The sequence below is a fragment of the Frateuria defendens genome, from assembly GCF_001182895.1.
Lineage (GTDB): Bacteria > Pseudomonadota > Gammaproteobacteria > Xanthomonadales > Rhodanobacteraceae > Frateuria_B > Frateuria_B defendens.
Map to the genome: position 1 here is coordinate 1 of NZ_LFQR01000148.1, position 20,147 is coordinate 20,147.

The following is a 20,147-nucleotide window of genomic DNA, read 5'->3' on the forward strand; positions in this document are numbered from 1 at the left end:
GCCGCCCAGGCTCCTAGGGGCGCGAGCTTACGCCCACTCGACGTGGAAGCTGCCCGGCTCGTCGATGCGCTCGAAGGTGTGCGCACCGAAGTAGTCGCGCTGGGCCTGGATCAGGTTGGCCGGCAGCTGGGCGGCGCGGTAGCCGTCGTAGTAGGCGATGGCCGAGGCGAAGGTGGGCACCGCGATGCCGGCCTGCACGGCCGCGCTCACCACGTCGCGCAGCGCCTGCTGGTAGTCGGCGGCGATGTCGCGGAAGTACGGGTCGAGCAGCAGGTTGGCGAGCTTGGCGTCCTTGGCGTAGGCGTCGGTGATCTTCTGCAGGAAGCGCGCGCGGATGATGCAGCCGGCGCGGAAGATCTTGGCGATGCTGCCGTAGTCGAGGTTCCAGTCGTACTCGTCCGAGGCTGCGCGCAGCTGGGCGAAGCCCTGCGCGTAGGAGACGATCTTGCTGAGGTACAGCGCGCGGCGCACGGCCTCGATGAAGGCCTTGCGGTCGCCTTCGAACGGTTTCTTCGCCGGGCCGGCGAGCTTGGCGCTGGCGGCCACGCGCTGGTCCTTGAGCGAGGACAGCACGCGGGCGAACACCGACTCGGTGATCAGCGGCAGCGGCACGCCGAGGTCCAGCGCGCTCTGGCTGGTCCACTTGCCGGTGCCCTTCTGCGCGGCGCGGTCGAGGATCACGTCCACCAGGTCCTTGCCGGTCTTGGCGTCCTTCTTGGTGAAGATGTGCGAGGTGATCTCGATCAGGAAGCTGTCCAGCTCGCCCTGGTTCCACTCGGTGTAGACCTCGGCCAGCTCGGCGTTGGAGAGGCCCAGCACGTCCTTGAGCACGGCGTAGCTTTCTGCGATCAGCTGCATGTCGCCGTATTCGATGCCGTTGTGGACCATCTTCACGTAGTGGCCGGCGCCGTCGGGGCCCATGTAGGCCACACAGGGCTCGCCGTCGGGCGCCTTGGCGGCGATCTCGGTGAGGATGGGGGCCACCAGATCGTAGGCCTCGCGCGGGCCGCCGGGCATGATCGCCGGACCCTTGAGCGCGCCTTCCTCGCCGCCGGAGACGCCGGTGCCGATGAAGTGCAGGCCGGCGTCGGCCAGCTCCTTGTTGCGGCGGATGGTGTCCTGGAAGAAGGTGTTGCCGCCGTCGATCACGATGTCGCCCTTGTCCAGCAGCGGCTTCAGCTCGGCAATGGTGGCGTCGGTGGCGGCGCCGGCCTTGACCATCAGCAGGATGCGCCGGGGCTTCTCCAGCGAATCGACGAACTCCTGCAGGGTGTAGGTCGGCACCAGCTTGGCATCGGGATGCGCGGCGACCACTTCGTCGGTCTTCTCGCGGGTGCGGTTGTAGATCGACACCGCATGGCCGCGGCTTTCGATGTTGCGGGCGAGGTTGCTGCCCATCACGGCCATGCCGATCACGCCGATGGATTGCCGGGTCATTGCTTAGCTCCTGGGGAAACGCGAGTTGGGGAAATATGGGGCATATCGGCCGCACTGCAAGCGCGGTCAATGCGCGCGGGTGGTCTGCGCCAGCGCGGGACGCGGCATGTAGCGCTCGGGCACCAGCGCCACGCGGTCGCCCACGCGCACGTAGCGCTGCGGGCCGGTGACGGCGGTTTCGCCGAAGGTGAGCTCGCGGCCGTCCAGGCGCAGCGTGGCCTGGGGCGGGGCGAGGCCGATCTTCGCCGGGTCGAAGTCGGCGGCGGCGCGCCAGGCCAGCACCGGCGCCCGCGCGGTGGCGGCCAGCTCGTCCAGGCGGCCGTCGTCGGCGCGCACGGCCGGCGCGTCGGCGCGCCACCAGTGGCCGTCGCGGCGCAGGTAGTCCTCGGCCGGGCCGTGGCCAAGCTGTACGGCCACGCGGCTTATCGCGGCCGGGTCGAGGTCGAGCAGGGCGCCGGGTGCGGCCGCGCTATCGTGCTGCCATTGCCAGCCGGCCAGGCCGAGCAGGGCGGCCACGCCGATCAGTAGCCCCAGGCGCTGGCGCGTCGCCCGCTTCACCGGCGGCGCCGGCGCCAGGCGATCGCGCCGCCGACGACGAGCAGCAGCAGCGGCAGGCCGAGCAGGAAGCCGAAGCTGAGCGCGTTCAACTCGCCCTGCGAGATGGTCAGCGCGCGGTCCGGCGCGCCGCGCGGCGGCAGGTTGACCAGCGCGTCGTCGCCGAGCAGCCAGTCGAACACCCGCTCGCCCAGCGCGCGGTTGCCACCGTTGCCGAGGAAGGTGTTGGAGAGGAAGTCGCCGTCGCCGATCACCACCGCGCGCTGCACGCTCTTGTCCGGGCTGGGCGAGAGGCGCGAGAGGGCGAAGCCGAAGTCGAGCGGGCCTTTGAGCTCGCCGGCGCCGGCGTCGTAGCGGATGTCGGATGGCGCGTCGTTGCGGATCGGCTGGAACTCGGTCCAGCTCTGCGGGCCCGAGCGCAGGAACGGCACCACGGCCCAGTCGTGCTGGCTTGCCTGGGCCAGCGCCGAGGCCTGCGGGAACAGCGTGGTGAGGGTGAAGCCGCGGGTGATGGCGTGGATCGGGTAGGCGCCCAGCGCGATCAGGCGCGGATCCTTGAGGCCGAGCGCGGCGCCGCCGCCGTCCACCAGCACGCCGGGCAGCACGCGCACGCCGAGCGCGTCGGCCAGCGGGGCGAGGCCGAGATCCTCGTTGGCCGGCTCGGCGAGCCACAGCAGGTTGCCGCCGCGGGCGAGGTAGTCCACCAGCGCCTTCGCCGCGCCGCCGGGCAGCGGCATCGAGGGGCTGGCGAGCACCACCAGGTCGGTGTGTTCGGGCACCGCGGTGACCTGCGAGAAATTGAGCGGCACCGCGCGCAGGCCGCGCTGCTCGAGCTGGGCCATGAAGGTGCCCAGGTCCGCATTGGCCTTGCCGTCGGCCTGGCGCTCGCCGTCGCCGGCGACGAAGGCCACGATGCGCTCGCCGCCGCGCGCGAGGCGTTCCAGCGCATTGGTGAGGCTGCGTTCGGAGAGCTCGTCCAGGCGCTGCTCGCGGCCGCGGTAGTGCACGATCAGCGCGCCGTCCACGGTGATACCGAGCTCGCGCATCGCGGCCGGGTCCTGCTGCGGATCGACGAAACGCAGGCTGAGGTCGCGCCTGGCGCGCTGGTAGCGCTCGACGAAGCCGGCGATGGTCTGGCGCAGGCCGCCCTGCGGGCTCGCGTAGCTCACGACCTCCACCGGGCCGTCGAGTTGGGCCAGCACCGCGCGGCTCTCCGGCGAGAGGCTGGCGCGGCCGCCGCGGGTCCAGTCGGCGGTCCAGCTGTAGCGGGTGGAGAGGTAGCCGAGCGCGGCGGCGCCGAGCAGCAGGGCCAGCGCGAACAGCCAGCCGTCCAGACGTCCGAACAGCCGCCGCATCAGCCGCGCTCCCTGTCGGCGGCGAGCCGGCGCACGGCCAGCGCCAGCGCCACGACGATGAGCAGCGCGAACCACACCAGGTCGGCGCTGGACACCAGCCCGCGCAGCAGGGGTTGCAGGTGGGAGCCCATCGCCAGCCAGTTGAGCGCGCCGCCGTTCAAGCCCGCCATCTGCGCGCCGAGGTTCACGCCCCACAAGGCCAGCGTGAGCACCAGCGCCAGCGCGGCGGCCAGCGCCGGGTGCGTGGCGAAGGCCGAGCAGGCCACGCCCAGCGCGGCCAGCGCGGCCAGCAGCAGCGCCATGCCCAGCGTCGCGGCGGCGAACTTGCCCCAGTCGAAGCTGGCGGCGTGCGCCAGCGCGAGCGGCATCGCCACGGCCAGGGCGAGCCACAGCAGCAGCCACGCCAGCAGCGCGAGGTATTTGCCGAGCACGATGCGCGAAGGGGGCAGGCCGAGCGAGGCCAGCAGGCCCAGCGTGCCGCCGCGCCGCTCGCCGGCCAGCGTCGACATCGCCAGCAGCGGCACCACCAGAAAGGCGAGGAAGCCCTGCTGCGCCAGCAGCGGCACCGCCACCAGGTCGGTGAAGCCGGGGGCGTCCGGCTGCGCGGCGAGCTTCACCTGCGCGCCGAGGAAGTTGCCCAGCAGCAGGGTGAAGTTCCACCCCAGCCAGGCCAGGGTCAGCGCCGCCAGCACCCAGCCGAGCGGGCGCACGAGGAGACGGCGCAGCTCCAGCCGCGTCACGGCGAAAAGATTCATGCGGCGCGTGCCCCGCTGCCCTGCATGGCGATCTCGAAGAAGCGGCGCTCCAGCGCGGCGTGGTCGTCCTTCGGCACCGGGCCGTCGTGGCGCAGCACGCCCTCGTGCAGGATCGCCACGCGGTCGCACACCGCGGTGACCTCGGCCAGCAGGTGGGTGGAGAGGATCACCGCGCCGCCGGCCGCGGCCTGCTCGCGGATCAACCGGCGCAGCGCGGCGGCCTGCACCGGGTCGAGCGCGTTGGCGGGCTCGTCCAGCACCAGCAGGGTGGGCCGGTGCAGCAGCGCGCAGGCCAGGCCCAGGCGCTGGCGCTGGCCCTGCGAGAGCACGCCGGCCAGGCGCCGGCGCAGCGGTTCGAGTTCCAGCCGGGCCAGCGTGGCGGCCACGGCGTCGCGCAGCGCGGCGCCGGCCAGGCCGCGCAGGCGACCGTGCGCTTGGAGGTGTTCGGCTACCGTCAGTTCCGGCCACAACGGCGTCTGCTCCGGCAGCCAGCCGAGCCGGGTGGCCGCCAGTTCGGGGTGTTCGAGGAAGTCCTCGCCGTCCAGCGCGATGGTGCCGCTGTCGGGCCGCAGCGCACCGGCGACCATCGCCAGCGTGGTGGATTTGCCCGCGCCGTTGACGCCCAGCAGGCCGAGCACCTCGCCGCGCCCCAGCGCCAGCGACAGCCCGCTTACGGCGGGCCGCCCCGCGCGCTGCCGGCTGACCCGATCGAGCCTTAACAGGATAGGAGACGTGGACATTGCCCGATTGTCGTGGCGCCCCCATAGTTTAGACAACCATACGCAGCGGAATCGGTGCGCTGAACGGTGCCCGTGACCGTGCTGGCAGGTATGGAACCCCTGGTCTAGACTGGCTTTTCTCTTCCCGAGTGGCATTCCCATGCTCGATGCAGTGTTGAACTTCCTCGCCGGCGGCTTCACCCAGGCCGGCTGGCTCGCTATCGTGGTCTACACGCTGGTGGTGACGCAGCTCACCATCTTCACGGTGACCATCTACCTGCACCGCTGCCAGACCCATCGCGGCCTGGATCTGCATCCGGTCGCCTCGCACTTCTTCCGTTTCTGGGGCTGGGCCAGCACCGGCATGGTCACCAAGGAGTGGGTGGCGGTGCACCGCAAGCACCACGCCAAGGTGGAGACCGAGGAAGACCCGCACAGCCCGCAGGTCCACGGCATCAAGAAGGTGTTCTGGGACGGCGTCTCGCTGTACCGCGACGCGACCATGAACCAGGAAGACATGGAGAAGTACGGCCGCGGCACCCCGGACGACTGGATGGAGCGCAAGCTCTATAGCGCCCACCCCTACTGGGGCATCGTGCTGATGCTGCTCGCCAACGTGGCGCTGTTCGGCGTGGTGGGCGTGGCGATCTGGGCGATCCAGATGGCGTGGATCCCGTTCTGGGCCGCCGGCTTCGTCAACGGCCTCGGCCACTGGTGGGGCTACCGCAATTTCGAGAGTGCCGACACCGCCACCAACCTTTCGCCGTGGGGCGTGTGGATCGGCGGCGAAGAGCTGCACAACAACCACCACGCCTTCCCGAGCTCCGCCAAGTTCGCCCTGCGCAAGTGGGAGTTCGACATTGGCTGGGCGGTGATCTGCGGCCTGCGCGCCGTGGGCCTGGCCAAGGTGCTGCGCGTGGCGCCCACGCTGGACGTGCGCCCGAACGTGAGCCTGCCCGACGCGGAGACGCTCAAGGCCGTGCTCACCCATCGCTTCCAGGCCACCACCGACTACTACCGCCAGGTGATCGTGCCGACCCTGCGCGAGGAGGCCTCGCATGCCGGCGAGAGCATCCGCTCGGTGCCGCGCCGCCTGCGCCGCGCGCTGGCCGACGGCGGCCGCTGGCTGGACGTGGAAGGCCGCGACAAGCTGCAGGCCGTGCTGGCGCATCGCCCGACCCTGCGCACGGTGTGCGATTTCCGCGCCCGCCTGGTGGCCCTGATGGAGCAGCGCGGCGCGGAGCAGTCGCTGAAGGGCCTGCAGCAGTGGATCCACGAGGCCGAGCAGAGCGGCATCCGCGTGCTGCAGCAGTTCGCCGCGCGGCTGAAGGGCTACTCGGTGGCCACGCGCTGAAGCCGTCGCCCCGCCCGAGCTCGAGGAGAAGCCCGCCGCATGGCGGGCTTTTCTTTTGGGCGCCATACCTGGGGGCATGATGGCGTAGAGGCGGCGAAATTTTGAGCGGCACCTGCCGCGAATGCTGCGGAGGATTTCCCCGTTCCCGGTTCCCCGTTCCCGAAAATCGACCATAAAAAAACCCGCCACGAAGGCGGGTTTTCGCAAGGGGCTGGATCCCGGCCTGCGCCGGGATGGCCTTCCGTCATGGCACCCGCGCATGGCGCGGGCGCCGGAAGGTCACTTGATCTTGCCTTCCTTGTAGATCACGTGCTTGCGCACGACCGGGTCGTACTTCAGGAACTCGAACTTGTCCGGCGTGTTCTTCTTGTTCTTCTGCGTGGTGTAGAAGTGGCCGGTGCCGGCCGAAGAGATCAGACGGATCTTGTCGCTCTTGCTCTTGGACATGGCTCAGGTCCTCCTCAGATCTTCTCGCCGCGGGCACGCAGCTCGGCGATCACGGCCTCGATGCCCTTTTTGTCGATGGTGCGCAGCGCCTGGTTGGAGACGCGCAGTTTCACCCAGCGGTTCTCGCTGGCGACCCAGAAGCGGCGCTCGTGCAGGTTGGGCAACCAGCGGCGACGGGTCTTGTTGTTGGCGTGCGAGACGTTGTTGCCGGTCTGCACACCCTTTCCGGTGACTTGGCATACACGGGCCATGATGACCTCCGTAGATTCTGTTGACCGCCCGTTGGCCAGGGCGACGTCGGCCCAGCGACGCCCGGGGCGCCACGCGATGCTGGAGGTCTTGCATGTCGCCCGTCGTGAGGCCCGCATCGCGTCGCGGACTGCCCGGCGAGGCCGGGTCGACAGGGTCGAGCCCACCATTATCTCCGCAAAACAGCGCTTTATGCAAGATTCGGGGTGCCGGGCCGCGACCGCCGCGTGGCGGGCCGCGGGGATGTATGGAACAATCGATCTCTTTGAGCTTCACACGCTTACCGAACTCGAGGGGTTTTCCCATGGCAGACGTCACCACCAACGGCCAGGCCAACGGCCAGGCCACCCAGCCGCAGCTGGTGCTGCAGAAGATCTACGTGAAAGACGTCTCGTTCGAGGCGCCGAACGCACCGCAGGTGTTCCAGGAGATCGCCGAGGACGCCTCGACGGCGCCGCAGGTGCAGCTCAACCTCGGCCACCAGGCCGCCGACCTCGGTAACGATCTCTACGAGGTGGTGCTGAGCCTCACCCTGACCTGCACGCTGGGCGAGCGCACCGCCTACCTGGCGGAAGTGCACCAGGCCGGCCTGTTCGGCATCGCCGGCTTCGGCGAGGCGGAGCAGGCGGGGATCATCGGCAGCTACTGCCCGAACCTGCTGTTCCCCTACGCGCGCCAGGTGATCTCGCAGCTGGTGCTGGAGGGCGGCTTCCCGCCGTTCCTGCTGCAGCCGATCAACTTCGACGCGCTGTTCGCCGAACAGCAGCGCCGCCTGGCGGGCGGCGGCGACGCCCCGGTGCTCAACAGCTGACGCACGCGATGGCTGAAAAGCCGATTCTGGCCGTGCTCGGCGCCGGCTCGTGGGGTACGGCGCTGGCCGCGCTGGCCGCACGCAACGGCGTGCCCACCCGGCTGTGGGGACGCGACGCGGCGGCGCTGGCGGCGATGGCGGCCAGCCGGCGCAACCAGCGCTACCTGCCGGACCTCGAGCTGCCGGCCGAGCTCGGCTACGAGAGCGACCTGGCTGCCGCTCTGCGCGGCGCCGGGGTCGTGCTGGTGGTGGTGCCCAGCCACGCCTTCGCGGCGATGCTGGAGGAGATCGCCCCGCTGCTCGAACCCGACGCCGGCATCGCCTGGGCCACCAAGGGCTTCGAGCCGGGCACCGGCCGCTTCCTGCACGAGCTGGTGGCCGAGAAGCTGCCCGGCCGGCCGGCCGCGGTGGTCACCGGGCCCTCCTTCGCCAAGGAGGTGGCCGCCGGCCTGCCCAGCGCGGTCACCGTGCACTCCACCGACAGCGATTTCGCCCAGCAGCTGGCCTCGCTGCTGCACGCGCCCAACTTCCGCGCTTATTCGGGCAACGACGTGCTCGGCGCGGAGCTGGGCGGGGCGATGAAGAACGTGCTGGCGGTGGCCACCGGCGTCGCCGACGGCATGCAGCTCGGGCTCAACGCCCGCGCCGGCCTGATCACCCGCGGCATGAACGAGATGCTGCGGTTGGGCCAGGCGCTCGGCGCGCGGCCGGAAACGCTGATGGGCCTGTCGGGCCTGGGCGACCTGGTGCTCACCTGCACCGGCGATCTCTCGCGCAACCGCCGGCTCGGCCTCGCGCTGGGCCACGGCATCGGCATCGAGGACGCGGTGCGCGAGATCGGCCAGGTGGTGGAAAGCGTGCTCACCGCCGACGAGGTGATGCGCCTGGCGCGCAAGCACGGCCTGGACCTGCCGATCAGTAGCGGCGTGCACGCGGTGCTGCACGGCGAGATCACGCCGGCCGAAAGCCTCAAGCGGCTGATGGCGCGCGAGCAGAAGCCGGAGTACCCCGAGGGCCTGTTCGGCCCGTTCTGATAAGGCGGCGGCATGGCCGCCTCGGGCATCCCATCGCCGGGGGGCCGGGCCGACTGCGCCCGCGGGCGGGGCGTGGTGGGTTTTGCCGCGAGGCACGGCGGCGGGCTGCCGCCTCGGCCACCGTCGCCCTCGTCGGGGCGTGCGGCCCCGGAACGTCCATTCCCCGGATCGCGGACGGCATTTCCGTCGCCACCGACGCGCATTCCTCATCGCAGCCTTGCTAAGCTCGTTGTTTTGGCCCGGCCGACGGACCGCTTCCCGCATGCAGCAACCGGACGACAAGCAGCACCGCGATGCGCCGCCCGTCCGCGCCGACGGCGAGGTGGAGGGCGTGGCCGCGCCGTGGCGGCGGCTGTTCGTCCCGGCGCCGGCGGCGCCGGTCGAGCCGGTCGTGCTCGGTTTCTTCCTCGACGCGGTGCCGGAAGAGGGCACGCCTTCCGTTCGCCTCGACGTCGCGCCGGCGATGCTGGCGGTGGTCGAGCACGGCCGTTACGTGCGCCCGGTGCCGCTGGACAGCAAACGGCTGGTGCACGCGCCGCTGTCGACCCACGAGCAGCGCCTGGCCGCCACCGTGCTCGGCCTGCCGCAGACGCCGCGCAAGGGCCGCAGCTATGCGCAGCTCTCCGGCCACGTCGGCGACGCGCTGCTGGCCGAGATGCTCGACATCGCGCCGTGCTTCCTGGGCGGGCTCGCCGGCCTGCAGCTCGCGCGCGGGCGCGCGCATCCGCTCGACTGGCATTGGCAGCTGGAAGTGGACGGCGGCCAGCGCCTGCTGCCGTCGCTGCCGCACAGCCAGCGGCTGCTGCGGGTGGAGGGCCTGTGGTACCTCGACGCCGAGCACGCCGAACTCGGCCGGTTGGAAGCGCCGGCCGAGGAAGTGCGCTGGCTCGACCTGCCGCCGCTCAAGCCCGACGACAGCCGCGCCCTGCGCGATGCGCTGCCCGCCAGCCGCCTGGCCGGCCGCGTGCCGCCGCCGCAGGTGTTCGACGAATTGCAGCGGGCCGAGCTGGCGCCCAGGCCGGTGCTCACCCTGCATGCGCTGACCCGCCACGCGCGCCTGGCCGCGGGCACGCCGCCGCTGGCCTACGCGCGGCTCGCCTTCGACTACGCTGGCGAGCGCCTGCCCGGCCGCGGCGGCGAGCCGCTGGTGCGGCGCGTGCGCAACGGCCGCCTGGTGGAGATCGCCCGCCGCCGCGCGGAGGAGCTCTCCGCCATGGAACAGCTCGAACGCGCCGGCCTCACCCCCGCGGTGGACACCGAGGGCCTGCCCTGGGACCTCGCCGACACCCTGCCGGAGGACGCCTGGCTGTTCCCCGGCAAGGGCCACGCCGGCGCGCTGGAGGTGAACACGCCGGCACGCTGGCTGGCGCTGCGGCCGCGGCTGGAGGCGGAAAGCTTCCTGCTCGAATACGCCGCCAGCTTCCCCTTCGAGGTGCTCGACGGCCCGGTGCGCTGGTACGGCCAGGCGCAGGAGGACGTGGACGACCACGCCTTCGACCTGGAGATCGGCATCGAGGTGGAAGGCAGGCGCCACAACCTGCTGCCGGCGGTGGCGCAGGCGCTGGCCGAGCACCAGTTGAACCTCAGCCCCGCGCCGAACGAGCCGGACGACGCGGTGTGGTACGCCCCGGTGGACGAGCGCCGCCGCGTGCCAGTGCGCCTGAAGGAGCTGCGCGGCCTGCTCGCGCCGCTGGCCGAATACCTGGAGAAGCCACGCCGCCAGCTGCACCTGCCGCGCGTGCAGGCGGGGCGGCTGGAAGAACTGGTGGAGGCGCTGCCCAGCGGCGGCGAGCTGGACGCGCCGGAACCGCTGCGCGGCTTCACCGCGCGCCTGCGCGACGCCGCCGAGCGCGCCAGCGACGCGGTGCCGGCCGGCCTCACGGTGGAGCTGCGCCCCTATCAGCGCGAGGGCCTGCGCTGGCTCAACGCGCTGGCCGAGGCTGGCATCGGCGGCGTGCTGGCCGACGACATGGGCTTAGGAAAAACCCTGCAGCTCATCACCCATCTGCTGGCGCTGAAGGAGGCCGGTGCGCTCACCCGGCCGGCGCTGGTGGTGGTGCCGACCAGCCTGATCCCCAACTGGCAGGCCGAGATCGCGCGCTTCGCGCCGGCGCTCAAGGCGCTGGCCCTGCACGGGCCGCAGCGCAGCGGCGACTTCTCCCAGCTCGGCGCGCACGACATCGTGCTCACCAGCTACGCGCTGCTGCCGCGCGACGTGGCGGCGCTGCGCAAGCAGCCGTTCGCGCTGATCGTGCTGGACGAGGCGCAGCAGGTGAAGAACCCTCGCACCCAGGCGCGCCGCGCCGCGCTCAGCCTGCGCGCGCCGCGCTGCATCTGCTTGACCGGCACGCCGCTGGAGAACCACCTGGGCGAGCTGTGGTCGCAGATCGACCTGGCCGTGCCCGGCCTGCTCGGCGACGAGGGCGCGTTCCGCCGCCACTACCGCATCCCGATCGAGCGCCAGCACGACGAGGAATGCCAGCAGCGCCTCAACCGCCGCCTGGCGCCCTTCATCCTCCGCCGCACCAAGGCCCAGGTGGCCTCCGAGCTGCCGCCGAAGACCGAGATCACCCGCCGCGTGGTGCTGGACGGGCGCCAGCGCGAGCTGTACGAGAGCCTGCGCCTCACCCTCACCGAGGAACTGCGCGAGGTGATCGCCCAGCGCGGCATCGCGCAGAGCGGCATCGTGGTGCTCGACGCGCTGCTCAAGCTGCGCCAGGTCTGCTGCGACCCGCGCCTGGTGAAGTTGGAGGCGGCCCGCGGCGTGCGCGACTCGGCCAAGTTCGAGCTCCTGATGGACATGCTGCCTGCGCTGCTCGCCGAGGGGCGCAAGGTGCTCTTGTTCTCGCAGTTCACCGAGATGCTCAAGCTGATCGCCAGCGAGCTGGAGCGCCGCCGCCTGCGCTACGTGATGCTCACCGGCGAGACGCGCGACCGCGCCGAGCCGGTGCGCCAGTTCCAGGAAGGCGACGTGCCGCTGTTCCTGCTCTCGCTCAAGGCCGGCGGCGTGGGCTTGAACCTCACCGCCGCCGACACCGTGATCCACTACGACCCGTGGTGGAACCCCGCCGCCGAGGCCCAGGCCTCCGACCGCGCCCATCGCATCGGCCAGGACAAGCCGGTGTTCGTGTTCCGCCTGATCACCGCCAACACGGTGGAGGAGCGCATCGAGGAACTGAAGGCGCGCAAGGCCGAACTGGCCGAGGCGGTACTCGAAGGCGGCGGCACCCGCGAGCGGCTGAGCTTTGACCAGGACGACCTGGATACGCTGCTGGCGCCGGGCTGAGCGGGCCTGGTTGAAACGAAACGTTGGCGCGATCTGGTCAAAGGCCGGCCAGCCTGCGATGGGGCCAACAACACAGCAAGCCTACTCTCGCGGACACCAGCGGGGAGATCGTGAACAGGCTCCAAGGGGCGTGACCATGACGCCGCGAACGCAAGGCGGCGTGATCGCCAGGCCTTTGCGTGTGTTCCCTGCCGTTTGCCGGCTCGCCTAATCCCGCGCCGCCACCTCGTCGATGTGGCGCAGCAGGTCCAGCGGGTCCTCGTAGACGCGGAAGGCGCCGGCGCGTTCCAGTTCCTCCTGCCCGTAGCCGCCGCAGAGCACGCCCACGCCGAGCGCGCGGGCGCGCTGGGCGGCGAGCATGTCCCAGATGCTGTCGCCGATCACCAGCGACTGGTGGATGTCCACGCCGAGGCGTTCGGCGGCGGCGAGGAAGAGGTCGGGGTCGGGCTTGGCGTGGCGCACCTGGTCGCGCGTCACCACCGGGACCCTGGACGGATCGACGCCGAGCGCCTCGATGTTGTGCGCGGCGGTTTCCATGCGGCCGCTGGTGGCGATGGCCCACGGCATGTCCTGCTCGGTGAGGACGGCCAGCAGTGCGCGCGCGCCGGGCAGGGGGCGCACCGACCCCTGCATCGCCTGCCGGTTGTAGGCCTCGGCGTGCCACCGGCGCAGGCGCTCGACGCGCTCCTCGGTGATCTCAAGGCCCGTCTCGCGCAGCAGCATGTTGGTGAACAGGCCGCCGCTCATGCCGATGCGGCGGTGGATGCGCCACACCGCCAGCTCCACGCCTTCGCGGTCGAGCGCTTCTTTCCATGCCAGCACGTGCTGGTAGACGCTGTCGACGAGCGTGCCGTCGAGGTCGAACAGGAAGGCGGTAGAGGATCGGGGCACCGGGGTGTCTCCGCGGGAAGGGGAGGCATAGTGTGGCGCACAGCGCATGAAGCGTCAGCGTCGGGCGGGGCCGTGGCGCGCCACGCGCCGCCGACGCGGGCGCATCCGGGCCGGGCATCGATCCTTGCTTCTTCCGGCCCCGCCGTGCGGTGCCGGGGCGTTGCGGTTGTCGGAGCGGCCGGCAGCGGCGCCCGCCGAGGCGGTGCCGATGGCCGCTGCGCCCGCGTCAGGGCTGGCGCAGCAACGGTCGGCCCGACTCCACCACCGCCAGCGCGGCGGCGCCGAGCAGGCCGGGTTCGGGGTTCATGATGGCCTGCGTGGGCACCTTCTGCATGATGTCGCGGAAGCGGCCCTTGGCCTCGAAGCGCTCGCGGAAGTGGCCGCGCTCCAGCCACGGCAGCAGGATCGGGATCAGGCCGCCGGTGAGGTAGACGCCGTCCCAGGCGCCCAGCGTCAGCACCAGGTCGCCGGCCACGCTGCCGAAGATGCCGGCGAAGGTCTCCACCGTGCGCACGCACAGCGGATCGGAAGCGTCCTTGGCGCGCGCGGTGATGTCCTCCGGCAGCAGCGGCTCGGCGGTGGTGCCGGCGATGTTGCACAACGCGTCGTAGAGGTTCACCAGGCCCTGGCCGCAGATCAGGCGCTCGTTGGAGACGCGGCCGAAGCGCTGGTTGAGGTAGTCGAGGATGGCGATGTCCTCGTGCGTGTGCGCGGCGAAGCCGGCGTGGCCGCCCTCGGTCTGCAGCACGCTGCAATGGCCCTGGCGCACCAGCAGGCCGCCCACGCCCAGGCCCGTGCCGGGGCCGACCACGGCGAAGGTCTGCTCCTCGTCGGCGCCGATCGTGGGCAGCGGCGGGGCGCCGACCTGCACCAGGTCGGCGCGCTGCAGCAGGGCCACGGCCATGCTCTGCGCGGCGAAGTCGTTGACTAGGTGCACCGCCTCCAGGCCCAGCTCGCTGGCGGTCTGGCGGGCGGAGATCGCCCACGGGTTGTTGGTGACCTTGACCGTCTCGCCGTCGTCGATGCGGCCGGCGGCGGCCACCACCGCGCGCTTCACCTTGAGCCCGGTGTCCTCCAGATAGTGCCGCGCCGTGGCCACCAGCGACTCGTGCTCGGCCACGCGGTAGCGCCGCACGCTGTCGGGCAGCAGGGGCGCTTCCAGGACGGGGTCGGCCACACCGAAACGGACGTTGGTGCCGCCGAGATCGACGAGCAGAGTCAGGGCGGCGGCGCCGGCATCGGACATCATGGGGAAACCTTGGTGCACATGCGAATTCCCTAGGGTGCCCTGCCGCCGGCTCCACGTCCAGTGTTAGGGGTGGTATGGGGGCGGTTTAGACGTCCAAAACGGCTCCATTGCTGGCGATCACTTGCGCGTAGAGCCTGGCGGTGGCCTTGGGCGTGCGTTTTTGCGTGGCGAAATCCACGTGGTAGAGGCCGAAGCGCTTGGAGAAGCCCAGCGACCATTCCAGGTTGTCCAGCAGCGACCAGGCGTAGTAGCCCTTGAGGTTCACCCCGGCCTCGATCGCATTGTGCAGCGCCTTCAAGTGCTTGCGCAGGTAGCTGGTGCGCAGCGGGTCGTCCAGCACCTCGGCCTCGGCCACCGGCGGGTCGTAGAAGGCCGAGCCGTTCTCGGTGATGTAGAGCGGGATGTCGCCGTAGCGGTCCTTGAACCAGGTGAGCGTGTCGGTGAGGCCCTGCTCGAACACCTCCCAGCCGGTCTCGGTGTAGGTCTTGTTGGGCTGGCGCACCGGCGAGGCCTCGAGCGGGTACTGCAGCGGGTCGTGCTTCACCACCGCGCGGGTGTAGTAGTTGATGCCGACGAAATCGACCTTCTGCCGGGTCAGCTTGAAATCCTCCTGCGGGAAATCCGGCCAGGCCTCGCCGAAGATCTCCTTGAGCTCGGGCGGGTAGCTGCCGAGCAGGGCCGGGTCGGCGAACTGCTCGTTCATGTAGGCGTGGGCGCGGCGGGTGGCGGCGAGGTCCTCGGGGCTGTCCGAGTGCGGGTACTTCGGCTCGATGTTGAACACCACGCCGATCTCGTGCCGGCCGTGCGCGCGGTAGGCCTGGATGCCGGCGCCGCTGGCGCGCATCAGGTTGTGCGCGGCGATGGGCGCCTCGTACTTGCTGCGGTGGCCGGGCGCCAGCGCGCCGTGCAGGTAGCCGCCGTCGGTGACCACCCACGGTTCGTTGAGCGTGGCCCAGCGCCGCACGCGGCCGTCCAGCGCCTTGAACACCACCTCGGCGTATTCGGTGAACCAGTGCGCGCTGTCGCGGTTGAGCCAGCCGCCGCGGTCGTCCAGCGCCGCCGGCAGGTCCCAGTGGAACAGCGTGGCGTTGGGGGCGATGCCGTTTTCCAGCAACTCATCGACCAGCCGCGAATAGAAGTCCAGGCCCTTCTGGTTGACCCGCCCGATGCCCTCGGGCAGCACGCGCGCCCAGTTGATGCTGAAGCGGTAGCCCTTGAGGCCCAGCGCCTTCATCAACTGCACGTCGTCCTTGTAGCGGCGGTAGTGGTCGCAGGCGATGTCGCCGGTGTCGCCGCCCACCATCATGCCGGGCGTGTGGGCGAAGCGCTCCCAGATGCTGGGGCCGGCGCCGTCGGCCAGCGGCGAGCCTTCGATCTGGTAGGCGGACGTGGCGGCGCCCCAGAGGAAGCCTTCGGGGAAGCGGAAGCTGCGGGTCATGGTCGGGGGCTCTCGATGCCGCGACGCGGCTTGATGTAAACGTTTACATGCGGAGAATAGCCGAAGAGTCCGGAATCGGGAATCGGGAGTGGGGAATCGGGTGGGCGTGCGCGGCGCGGTTGGCTGGGCGGTGCGTCCCTTACGCTTTTCCCTTTCCTGATGCCTCGTTTCCTGTTCGTTCCCCCAACCCGGAGCCCTCATGGCGACAGTACGCCTGGACCACCTGCGCAAGGTCTACCCCAACGGCCACGTGGCCGTGGCGGAGGCCAGCTTCGAGATCGCCGACGGCGAGCTGCTGGTGCTGGTGGGGCCTTCCGGCTGCGGCAAGACCACGCTGCTCAGGATGATCGCGGGGCTGGAGTCGATCAGCGGCGGTACGCTCAGCATCGGCGGCCGGGTGGTCAACGCGGTGGCGCCGAAGGACCGCGACATCGCGATGGTGTTCCAGAACTACGCGCTCTACCCGCACATGAGCGTGGCCGAGAACCTGGGCTTCGGCCTGCGCCTGCGCGGCGAGCCGAAGGCGGCGATCGAACGGCGCGTGCAGGAGGTGGCCAAGATGCTGGAGCTGGAGCATCGCCTCGCCGCGCTGCCGGCGGCGCTCTCCGGCGGCCAGCGCCAGCGCGTGGCGCTGGGGCGGGCGCTGGTGCGCGATCCGAAGGTGTTCCTGCTCGACGAGCCATTGTCCAACCTCGACGCCAAGCTGCGCCTCACGATGCGGGTGGAGATCGCGCGCATCCACCAGCGCCTGGGCGCCACCATGGTCTACGTCACCCACGACCAGATCGAGGCGATGACGCTGGGCCAGCGCATCGTGGTGTTCAACGGCGGCGTGATCCAGCAGATCGACACGCCGATGAAGCTCTACGAGCGCCCGGCCAACCTGTTCGTGGCCGGCTTCCTCGGCAGCCCGGCGATGAACCTGCTGCGCGGCACGCTGCACCGCGAGGGCGGCTGGCGGCTCGCCACATCGGCGGGCGTGCTCGGCCTGGGCGAACCGGCGCAGGCGGCCGCGCTGGAAGCGTGGCTCGATCGCGAGGTGGTGCTGGGCGTGCGGCCGGAGGATCTGGCGCTGCATGCCGGCGACGGCCCCGCTGCCCTGGCCGCGCACCTGGAAGTGCTCGAGCCGGTGGGCAACGAGGTCTTCCTCAACCTGCGCTACGGCGCGCAACCGCTGGTGGCGCGCATGCCGCCGCGCGCGCTGCCGGCGCCGGGCAGTACGGTGGCGCTGGTGCTGGCGGTCGACCGGCTGCACTTCTTCGATGCGCAGGAAGGCGTGCGCATCGGCGACTAGCGCCAGTGCCTGGAGCGGCGGGTGTCATGCCGACGGCATGACATGGCGTGGCATGGCATGGCGCGAGCATGGTGGTTCTTTCCCCGGGCAGTTTGTCGCGCCGGCGGGAGGCCCGCGCCATACCCGGGCGTACAATGGGCCGGTTGTCTTCCCCGCTGAAGGACGATCTCCGCATGAGCTTTCCCACCATCCGCATGCGCCGCATGCGCCGCGATGCCTTTTCCCGCGCGCTGATGCGCGAGCACACCCTGCTGCCGAGCGACCTGATCATGGTCGCCTTCGTGCGCGAGGGCGAAGGCCAGCGCGAGGACGTGCCCTCGATGCCGGGTGTGCAGCGGCTCTCCATCGACGAGCTGCTCAAGCTCGCCGGCGAGTGCGTGGAGCTTGGCATCCCCGCGCTGGCGCTGTTCCCCTCGCCGGGCGATGCGGTGAAGACCGAGGACGGCCGCGAGGCCTGGAACCCCGACGGCCTGTTCCAGCGCGCCACCCGCGCGCTCAAGGCCAGCTACCCCGAACTCGGCCTGATCGGCGACGTGGCGCTCGACCCCTACACCACCCACGGCCAGGACGGCCTGATCGACGAGCACGGCTACGTGATGAACGAGCCCACCGTCGAGGCGCTGGTGAAGATGTCGCTGGCCCAGGCCGAGGCCGGCATGGACTTCGTGGCGCCCTCGGACATGATGGACGGGCGCATTGGCACCATCCGCGACGCGCTGGAGGCGGCCGGCCACATCCACACCCGCATCCTGGCCTACTCGGCCAAGTACGCCTCGGCCTTCTACGGCCCGTTCCGCGACGCGGTGGGCTCGTCCTCCAGCCTCGGCAAGGGCGGCAAGCACACCTACCAGATGGACGTGGCCAATGCCGACGAAGCGCTGCGCGAGGTGGAGCTGGACATCGCCGAGGGCGCCGACGCGGTGATGGTGAAGCCGGGCCTGCCCTACCTCGACGTGCTGCGCCGGGTGAAGGACGCCTTCGGCATGCCCACCTTCGTGTACCAGGTGAGCGGCGAGTACGCGATGTTCAAGGCCGCCGCGCGGAATGGCTGGCTGGACGAGAAGGCGGCGGTGCTGGAATCGCTCACCGCGTTCAAGCGTGCCGGTGCCGACGCCATCCTCACCTACTACGCGATCGACGCCGCGCGCTGGCTGCGCGGGGGCTGACCGCCCACCTTCGGCCGCGCAGGGACGGGGGCGCGGCGCGGGAGGGGGATGCCGCAGGCGAGGGCGGCATCGAGTAAGCGTGCGTTCCGCATGGCACCATGGCCGCATGGAATAATCCAGGGCCAAGGACCCGGAGCCGCGCCCACGTGGAAACCCATCATCCGTTGCAGACCGCGCTGGTGTTCCTGCTGGCGACGGTGATCGCCGTGCCGCTCACCAAGCGCTTCCGCCTGGGCTCGGTGCTCGGCTATCTCCTTGCCGGCGTGGTGATCGGTCCGCAGCTGCTGGGCCTGGTGTCCGACTCGGCCGGCGTCAGCACCATCTCCGAGTTCGGCATCGTGCTGATGCTGTTCGTGATCGGCCTGGAACTGTCGCCACAGCGCCTGTGGGTGATGCGCCGCTCGGTGTTCGGCACCGGCCTGCTGCAGGTGCTGGCCAGCGCCGCGGTGATCGGTGGCGTGGGCTACGCGCTGTTCGGCCTGAGCACCGCGGCGGCGGCGGTGGTGGGCGGCAGCCTGGCCCTGTCCTCCACCGCGTTCGGCCTGCAGATCCTGGCCGAGCGCAAGGAGGTCGGCTCGGCCTACGGCCGGCAGGCCTTCGCCATCCTGCTGTTCCAGGACCTGGCGGCGATCCCGCTGCTGGCCTCCATCCCGCTGCTCACCCATTCCTCCGCCAAGCATGGCATCGAGCCGTCGGCGGTGCTGCGCACCGTGGGCACGATCGTGGCGGTGGTGGTGGGCGGCCGCTACCTGCTGCGCCCGGTGTTCCGCTTCGTGGCCAAGTCCAACACGGTGGAAGTGTTCACCGCCACCGCGCTGCTGGTGGTGATGGGCACCGCCTGGCTGATGGAGCGCGCCGGCATCTCGGTGACCCTGGGCGCCTTCCTCGCCGGCGTGCTGCTGGCCGACTCCGAATACCGGCACGAGGTCGAATCGCACCTGGAGCCCTTCAAGGGCCTGCTGCTCGGCCTGTTCTTCATCAGCGTGGGCATGTCGATCGACCTCAAGCTGCTGCTGCACGAGCCGCTGGCGGTGCTGGGCCTGATCGTGGGGCTGTTGCTGGTGAAGGGCGCGCTGCTGTGGCCGCTGGGGCGGCTGGTCGGCGGCCTCGATCGCCGGGAGTCGCTGCGCCTGGCGGTGCTGCTGGCCTGCGGCGGCGAGTTCGCCTTCGTGGTGCTCAAGCTCGCCGCCGGCCGCGACCTGCTCGCCGACGACGTGCACGGCCTGCTGGTGCTGGCGATCACCTTGTCGATGGCGCTCACGCCGCCGCTGGTGGCGCTTACCGGCCGGCTGCTCGGCGCCGGCCCGAAGAAGAAGCGCGCGCGCGAATACGACGCCATCCAGGCCGATTCGCCGCGGGTGATCATCGCCGGCTACGGGCGCATGGGCCAGATCGTGGCGCGCGTGCTGCGCGCGCAGAACATCCCGTTCGTGGCGCTGGAGCACTCGGTCGAGCAGCTCGAGCAGGTGCAGCGCTTCGGCCGCTGGAACAACCTCTTCTACGGCGACCCCGCGCGCCCGGACCTGCTGCGCGCGGCGCAGGCGGAGACGGCCGAGGTGTTCGTGCTGGCCAGCGACGACCCGGAGTCGAGCCTGCAGATCGCGCGCGTGGTGCGTCGGCAGTTCCCGCACCTGAAGATCATCGCCCGCGCGCGCAACCGCCAGCACGCCTGGCGCCTGATGGACTTAGGCATCGACACGCCGGTGCGCGAGACGCTGTACTCCAGTCTCAAGATGACGCGCATGGCGCTGGAGGCGCTCGGTCTCTCGCCCGAGCTGGCGGCCGACCGTGTGGAGCGCTTCCGCCGCCAGGACGCGGAGCTGCTCAAGCGGCAGTACCTGGTCTACGACGACGACGCCAAGATCATGCAGACCACCCGCGAGGCGTTGCAGGACCTGGAGCAGCTGTTCCGGGCGGACGAGGAGCCGGAGGCGGAGCGGGAGCGGGAGAAGGCGCCGGAAGCGGCGGCCAGGGGTGGGTTGGATTCGGCGTTGTGAATTGCGTCGGGCTTTCGGCATGGAGCCTGCGCGATCGGCAAGAGATATCAAAGAGAAGGGCACCCCGATGCGGCGCCCGCCGAGCCTTCGGCTCGACGGGTGCGTGAGGC

17 protein-coding genes are annotated in these 20,147 nt (G+C 71.0%); 7 read left to right on the top strand and 10 right to left on the bottom strand.

All coding sequences use genetic code 11. The features are described from left to right. Window positions 1–27: 27 nt before the first annotated feature. From gndA to ACH65_RS16635, 5 genes are all read right to left on the bottom strand, one after another. On the bottom strand, window positions 28–1,437 hold the full coding sequence (gndA, locus tag ACH65_RS16615) for an NADP-dependent phosphogluconate dehydrogenase (RefSeq protein WP_049623746.1): 1,410 nt from the start codon (window positions 1,435–1,437) through the stop codon (window positions 28–30). Between the two features lie 66 nt (window positions 1,438–1,503). Further along, complete coding sequence (locus tag ACH65_RS16620; RefSeq protein WP_049623747.1) at window positions 1,504–1,995, bottom strand: hypothetical protein; 492 nt, start codon at window positions 1,993–1,995, stop codon at window positions 1,504–1,506. Further along, window positions 1,992–3,347 carry a GldG family protein gene (locus tag ACH65_RS16625; RefSeq protein WP_049623748.1) on the bottom strand — a complete coding sequence of 452 codons (1,356 nt, stop codon included), beginning with the start codon at window positions 3,345–3,347 and terminating at the stop codon, window positions 1,992–1,994. Before ACH65_RS16625 ends, ACH65_RS16620 begins: the two co-directional genes overlap by 4 nt. Beyond that, on the bottom strand, window positions 3,347–4,102 hold the full coding sequence (locus ACH65_RS16630; protein WP_049623749.1) for an ABC transporter permease subunit: 756 nt from the start codon (window positions 4,100–4,102) through the stop codon (window positions 3,347–3,349). The genes ACH65_RS16625 and ACH65_RS16630 overlap by 1 nt, the downstream gene beginning before the upstream one ends. Beyond that, window positions 4,099–4,842 carry an ABC transporter ATP-binding protein gene (locus ACH65_RS16635; protein ID WP_049623750.1) on the bottom strand — a complete coding sequence of 248 codons (744 nt, stop codon included), beginning with the start codon at window positions 4,840–4,842 and terminating at the stop codon, window positions 4,099–4,101. Before ACH65_RS16635 ends, ACH65_RS16630 begins: the two co-directional genes overlap by 4 nt. A 139-nt stretch (window positions 4,843–4,981) precedes the next feature. Here ACH65_RS16635 and ACH65_RS16640 point away from each other — a divergent pair, with 139 nt between their 5' ends. Continuing rightward, the gene (locus ACH65_RS16640) at window positions 4,982–6,175 is read left to right on the top strand and encodes a DesA family fatty acid desaturase (RefSeq protein WP_049623751.1); all 1,194 of its coding nucleotides are present in this window, start codon (window positions 4,982–4,984) and stop codon (window positions 6,173–6,175) included. Between the two features lie 279 nt (window positions 6,176–6,454). Here the strand turns inward: ACH65_RS16640 and rpmG are convergent, their stop codons facing one another. Together rpmG and rpmB are read right to left on the bottom strand one after the other, a co-directional pair. Beyond that, on the bottom strand, window positions 6,455–6,622 hold the full coding sequence (rpmG, locus tag ACH65_RS16645; RefSeq protein WP_049623752.1) for a 50S ribosomal protein L33: 168 nt from the start codon (window positions 6,620–6,622) through the stop codon (window positions 6,455–6,457). A 14-nt stretch (window positions 6,623–6,636) separates the two neighbouring features. Then, on the bottom strand, window positions 6,637–6,873 hold the full coding sequence (gene rpmB, locus ACH65_RS16650; protein ID WP_049623753.1) for a 50S ribosomal protein L28: 237 nt from the start codon (window positions 6,871–6,873) through the stop codon (window positions 6,637–6,639). Between the two features lie 302 nt (window positions 6,874–7,175). On the opposite strand from rpmB, the gene secB reads away from it, so the two are divergent. From secB to ACH65_RS16665, 3 genes are all read left to right on the top strand, one after another. Continuing rightward, window positions 7,176–7,682, top strand: coding sequence for a protein-export chaperone SecB (gene secB, locus ACH65_RS16655; protein WP_049623754.1), 507 nt, complete (start codon window positions 7,176–7,178; stop codon window positions 7,680–7,682). 8 nt (window positions 7,683–7,690) lie between these two features. Beyond that, window positions 7,691–8,716 (top strand): NAD(P)H-dependent glycerol-3-phosphate dehydrogenase, encoded by a 1,026-nt coding sequence (locus tag ACH65_RS16660; RefSeq protein WP_049623755.1) that lies wholly within the window; start codon window positions 7,691–7,693, stop codon window positions 8,714–8,716. Window positions 8,717–8,978: 262 nt separating this feature from the next. Beyond that, complete coding sequence (locus ACH65_RS16665) at window positions 8,979–12,002, top strand: DEAD/DEAH box helicase (RefSeq protein WP_049623756.1); 3,024 nt, start codon at window positions 8,979–8,981, stop codon at window positions 12,000–12,002. A gap of 207 nt (window positions 12,003–12,209) precedes the next feature. Here the strand turns inward: ACH65_RS16665 and ACH65_RS16670 are convergent, their stop codons facing one another. From ACH65_RS16670 to ACH65_RS16680, 3 genes are all read right to left on the bottom strand, one after another. Further along, window positions 12,210–12,893 carry an HAD family hydrolase gene (locus tag ACH65_RS16670; RefSeq protein WP_049623757.1) on the bottom strand — a complete coding sequence of 228 codons (684 nt, stop codon included), beginning with the start codon at window positions 12,891–12,893 and terminating at the stop codon, window positions 12,210–12,212. Window positions 12,894–13,119: 226 nt separating this feature from the next. Next, a complete protein-coding gene (gene glk / locus ACH65_RS16675; protein WP_153242650.1) occupies window positions 13,120–14,142 on the bottom strand; it encodes a glucokinase in 1,023 nt (340 codons plus the stop codon). Between the two features lie 85 nt (window positions 14,143–14,227). Next, window positions 14,228–15,580, bottom strand: a complete 1,353-nt coding sequence (locus ACH65_RS16680; protein ID WP_049623758.1) for a GH1 family beta-glucosidase — start codon at window positions 15,578–15,580, stop codon at window positions 14,228–14,230. 199 nt (window positions 15,581–15,779) lie between these two features. Between ACH65_RS16680 and ACH65_RS16685 the strand changes: the two genes are divergently transcribed. The 3 genes from ACH65_RS16685 (at window position 15,780) to ACH65_RS16695 (ending at window position 20,037) form a co-directional block, all read left to right on the top strand. After that, window positions 15,780–16,874 (top strand): ABC transporter ATP-binding protein, encoded by a 1,095-nt coding sequence (locus ACH65_RS16685; RefSeq protein ID WP_049623759.1) that lies wholly within the window; start codon window positions 15,780–15,782, stop codon window positions 16,872–16,874. 173 nt (window positions 16,875–17,047) lie between these two features. Continuing rightward, entirely contained in the window at window positions 17,048–18,040 is a 993-nt protein-coding gene (gene hemB, locus ACH65_RS16690) for a porphobilinogen synthase (RefSeq protein WP_049623760.1), read from the top strand. Between the two features lie 146 nt (window positions 18,041–18,186). Further along, on the top strand, window positions 18,187–20,037 hold the full coding sequence (locus tag ACH65_RS16695) for a monovalent cation:proton antiporter-2 (CPA2) family protein (RefSeq protein WP_049623761.1): 1,851 nt from the start codon (window positions 18,187–18,189) through the stop codon (window positions 20,035–20,037). The last annotated feature ends 110 nt before the right edge of the window (window positions 20,038–20,147 follow it).

Coding starts and splice junctions, on each gene's coding strand:
- glk (WP_153242650.1), bottom strand. CDS start 14,142: ATGATGTCCGATGCCGGCGCCGCCGCCCTGACTCTGCTCGTCGATCTC.
- ACH65_RS16625 (WP_049623748.1), bottom strand. CDS start 3,347: ATGCGGCGGCTGTTCGGACGTCTGGACGGCTGGCTGTTCGCGCTGGCC.
- ACH65_RS16665 (WP_049623756.1), top strand. CDS start 8,979: ATGCAGCAACCGGACGACAAGCAGCACCGCGATGCGCCGCCCGTCCGC.
- ACH65_RS16630 (WP_049623749.1), bottom strand. CDS start 4,102: ATGAATCTTTTCGCCGTGACGCGGCTGGAGCTGCGCCGTCTCCTCGTG.
- hemB (WP_049623760.1), top strand. CDS start 17,048: ATGAGCTTTCCCACCATCCGCATGCGCCGCATGCGCCGCGATGCCTTT.
- ACH65_RS16685 (WP_049623759.1), top strand. CDS start 15,780: ATGGCGACAGTACGCCTGGACCACCTGCGCAAGGTCTACCCCAACGGC.
- gndA (WP_049623746.1), bottom strand. CDS start 1,437: ATGACCCGGCAATCCATCGGCGTGATCGGCATGGCCGTGATGGGCAGC.
- ACH65_RS16660 (WP_049623755.1), top strand. CDS start 7,691: ATGGCTGAAAAGCCGATTCTGGCCGTGCTCGGCGCCGGCTCGTGGGGT.
- rpmB (WP_049623753.1), bottom strand. CDS start 6,873: ATGGCCCGTGTATGCCAAGTCACCGGAAAGGGTGTGCAGACCGGCAAC.
- ACH65_RS16640 (WP_049623751.1), top strand. CDS start 4,982: ATGCTCGATGCAGTGTTGAACTTCCTCGCCGGCGGCTTCACCCAGGCC.
- rpmG (WP_049623752.1), bottom strand. CDS start 6,622: ATGTCCAAGAGCAAGAGCGACAAGATCCGTCTGATCTCTTCGGCCGGC.
- ACH65_RS16680 (WP_049623758.1), bottom strand. CDS start 15,580: ATGACCCGCAGCTTCCGCTTCCCCGAAGGCTTCCTCTGGGGCGCCGCC.
- secB (WP_049623754.1), top strand. CDS start 7,176: ATGGCAGACGTCACCACCAACGGCCAGGCCAACGGCCAGGCCACCCAG.
- ACH65_RS16635 (WP_049623750.1), bottom strand. CDS start 4,842: ATGTCCACGTCTCCTATCCTGTTAAGGCTCGATCGGGTCAGCCGGCAG.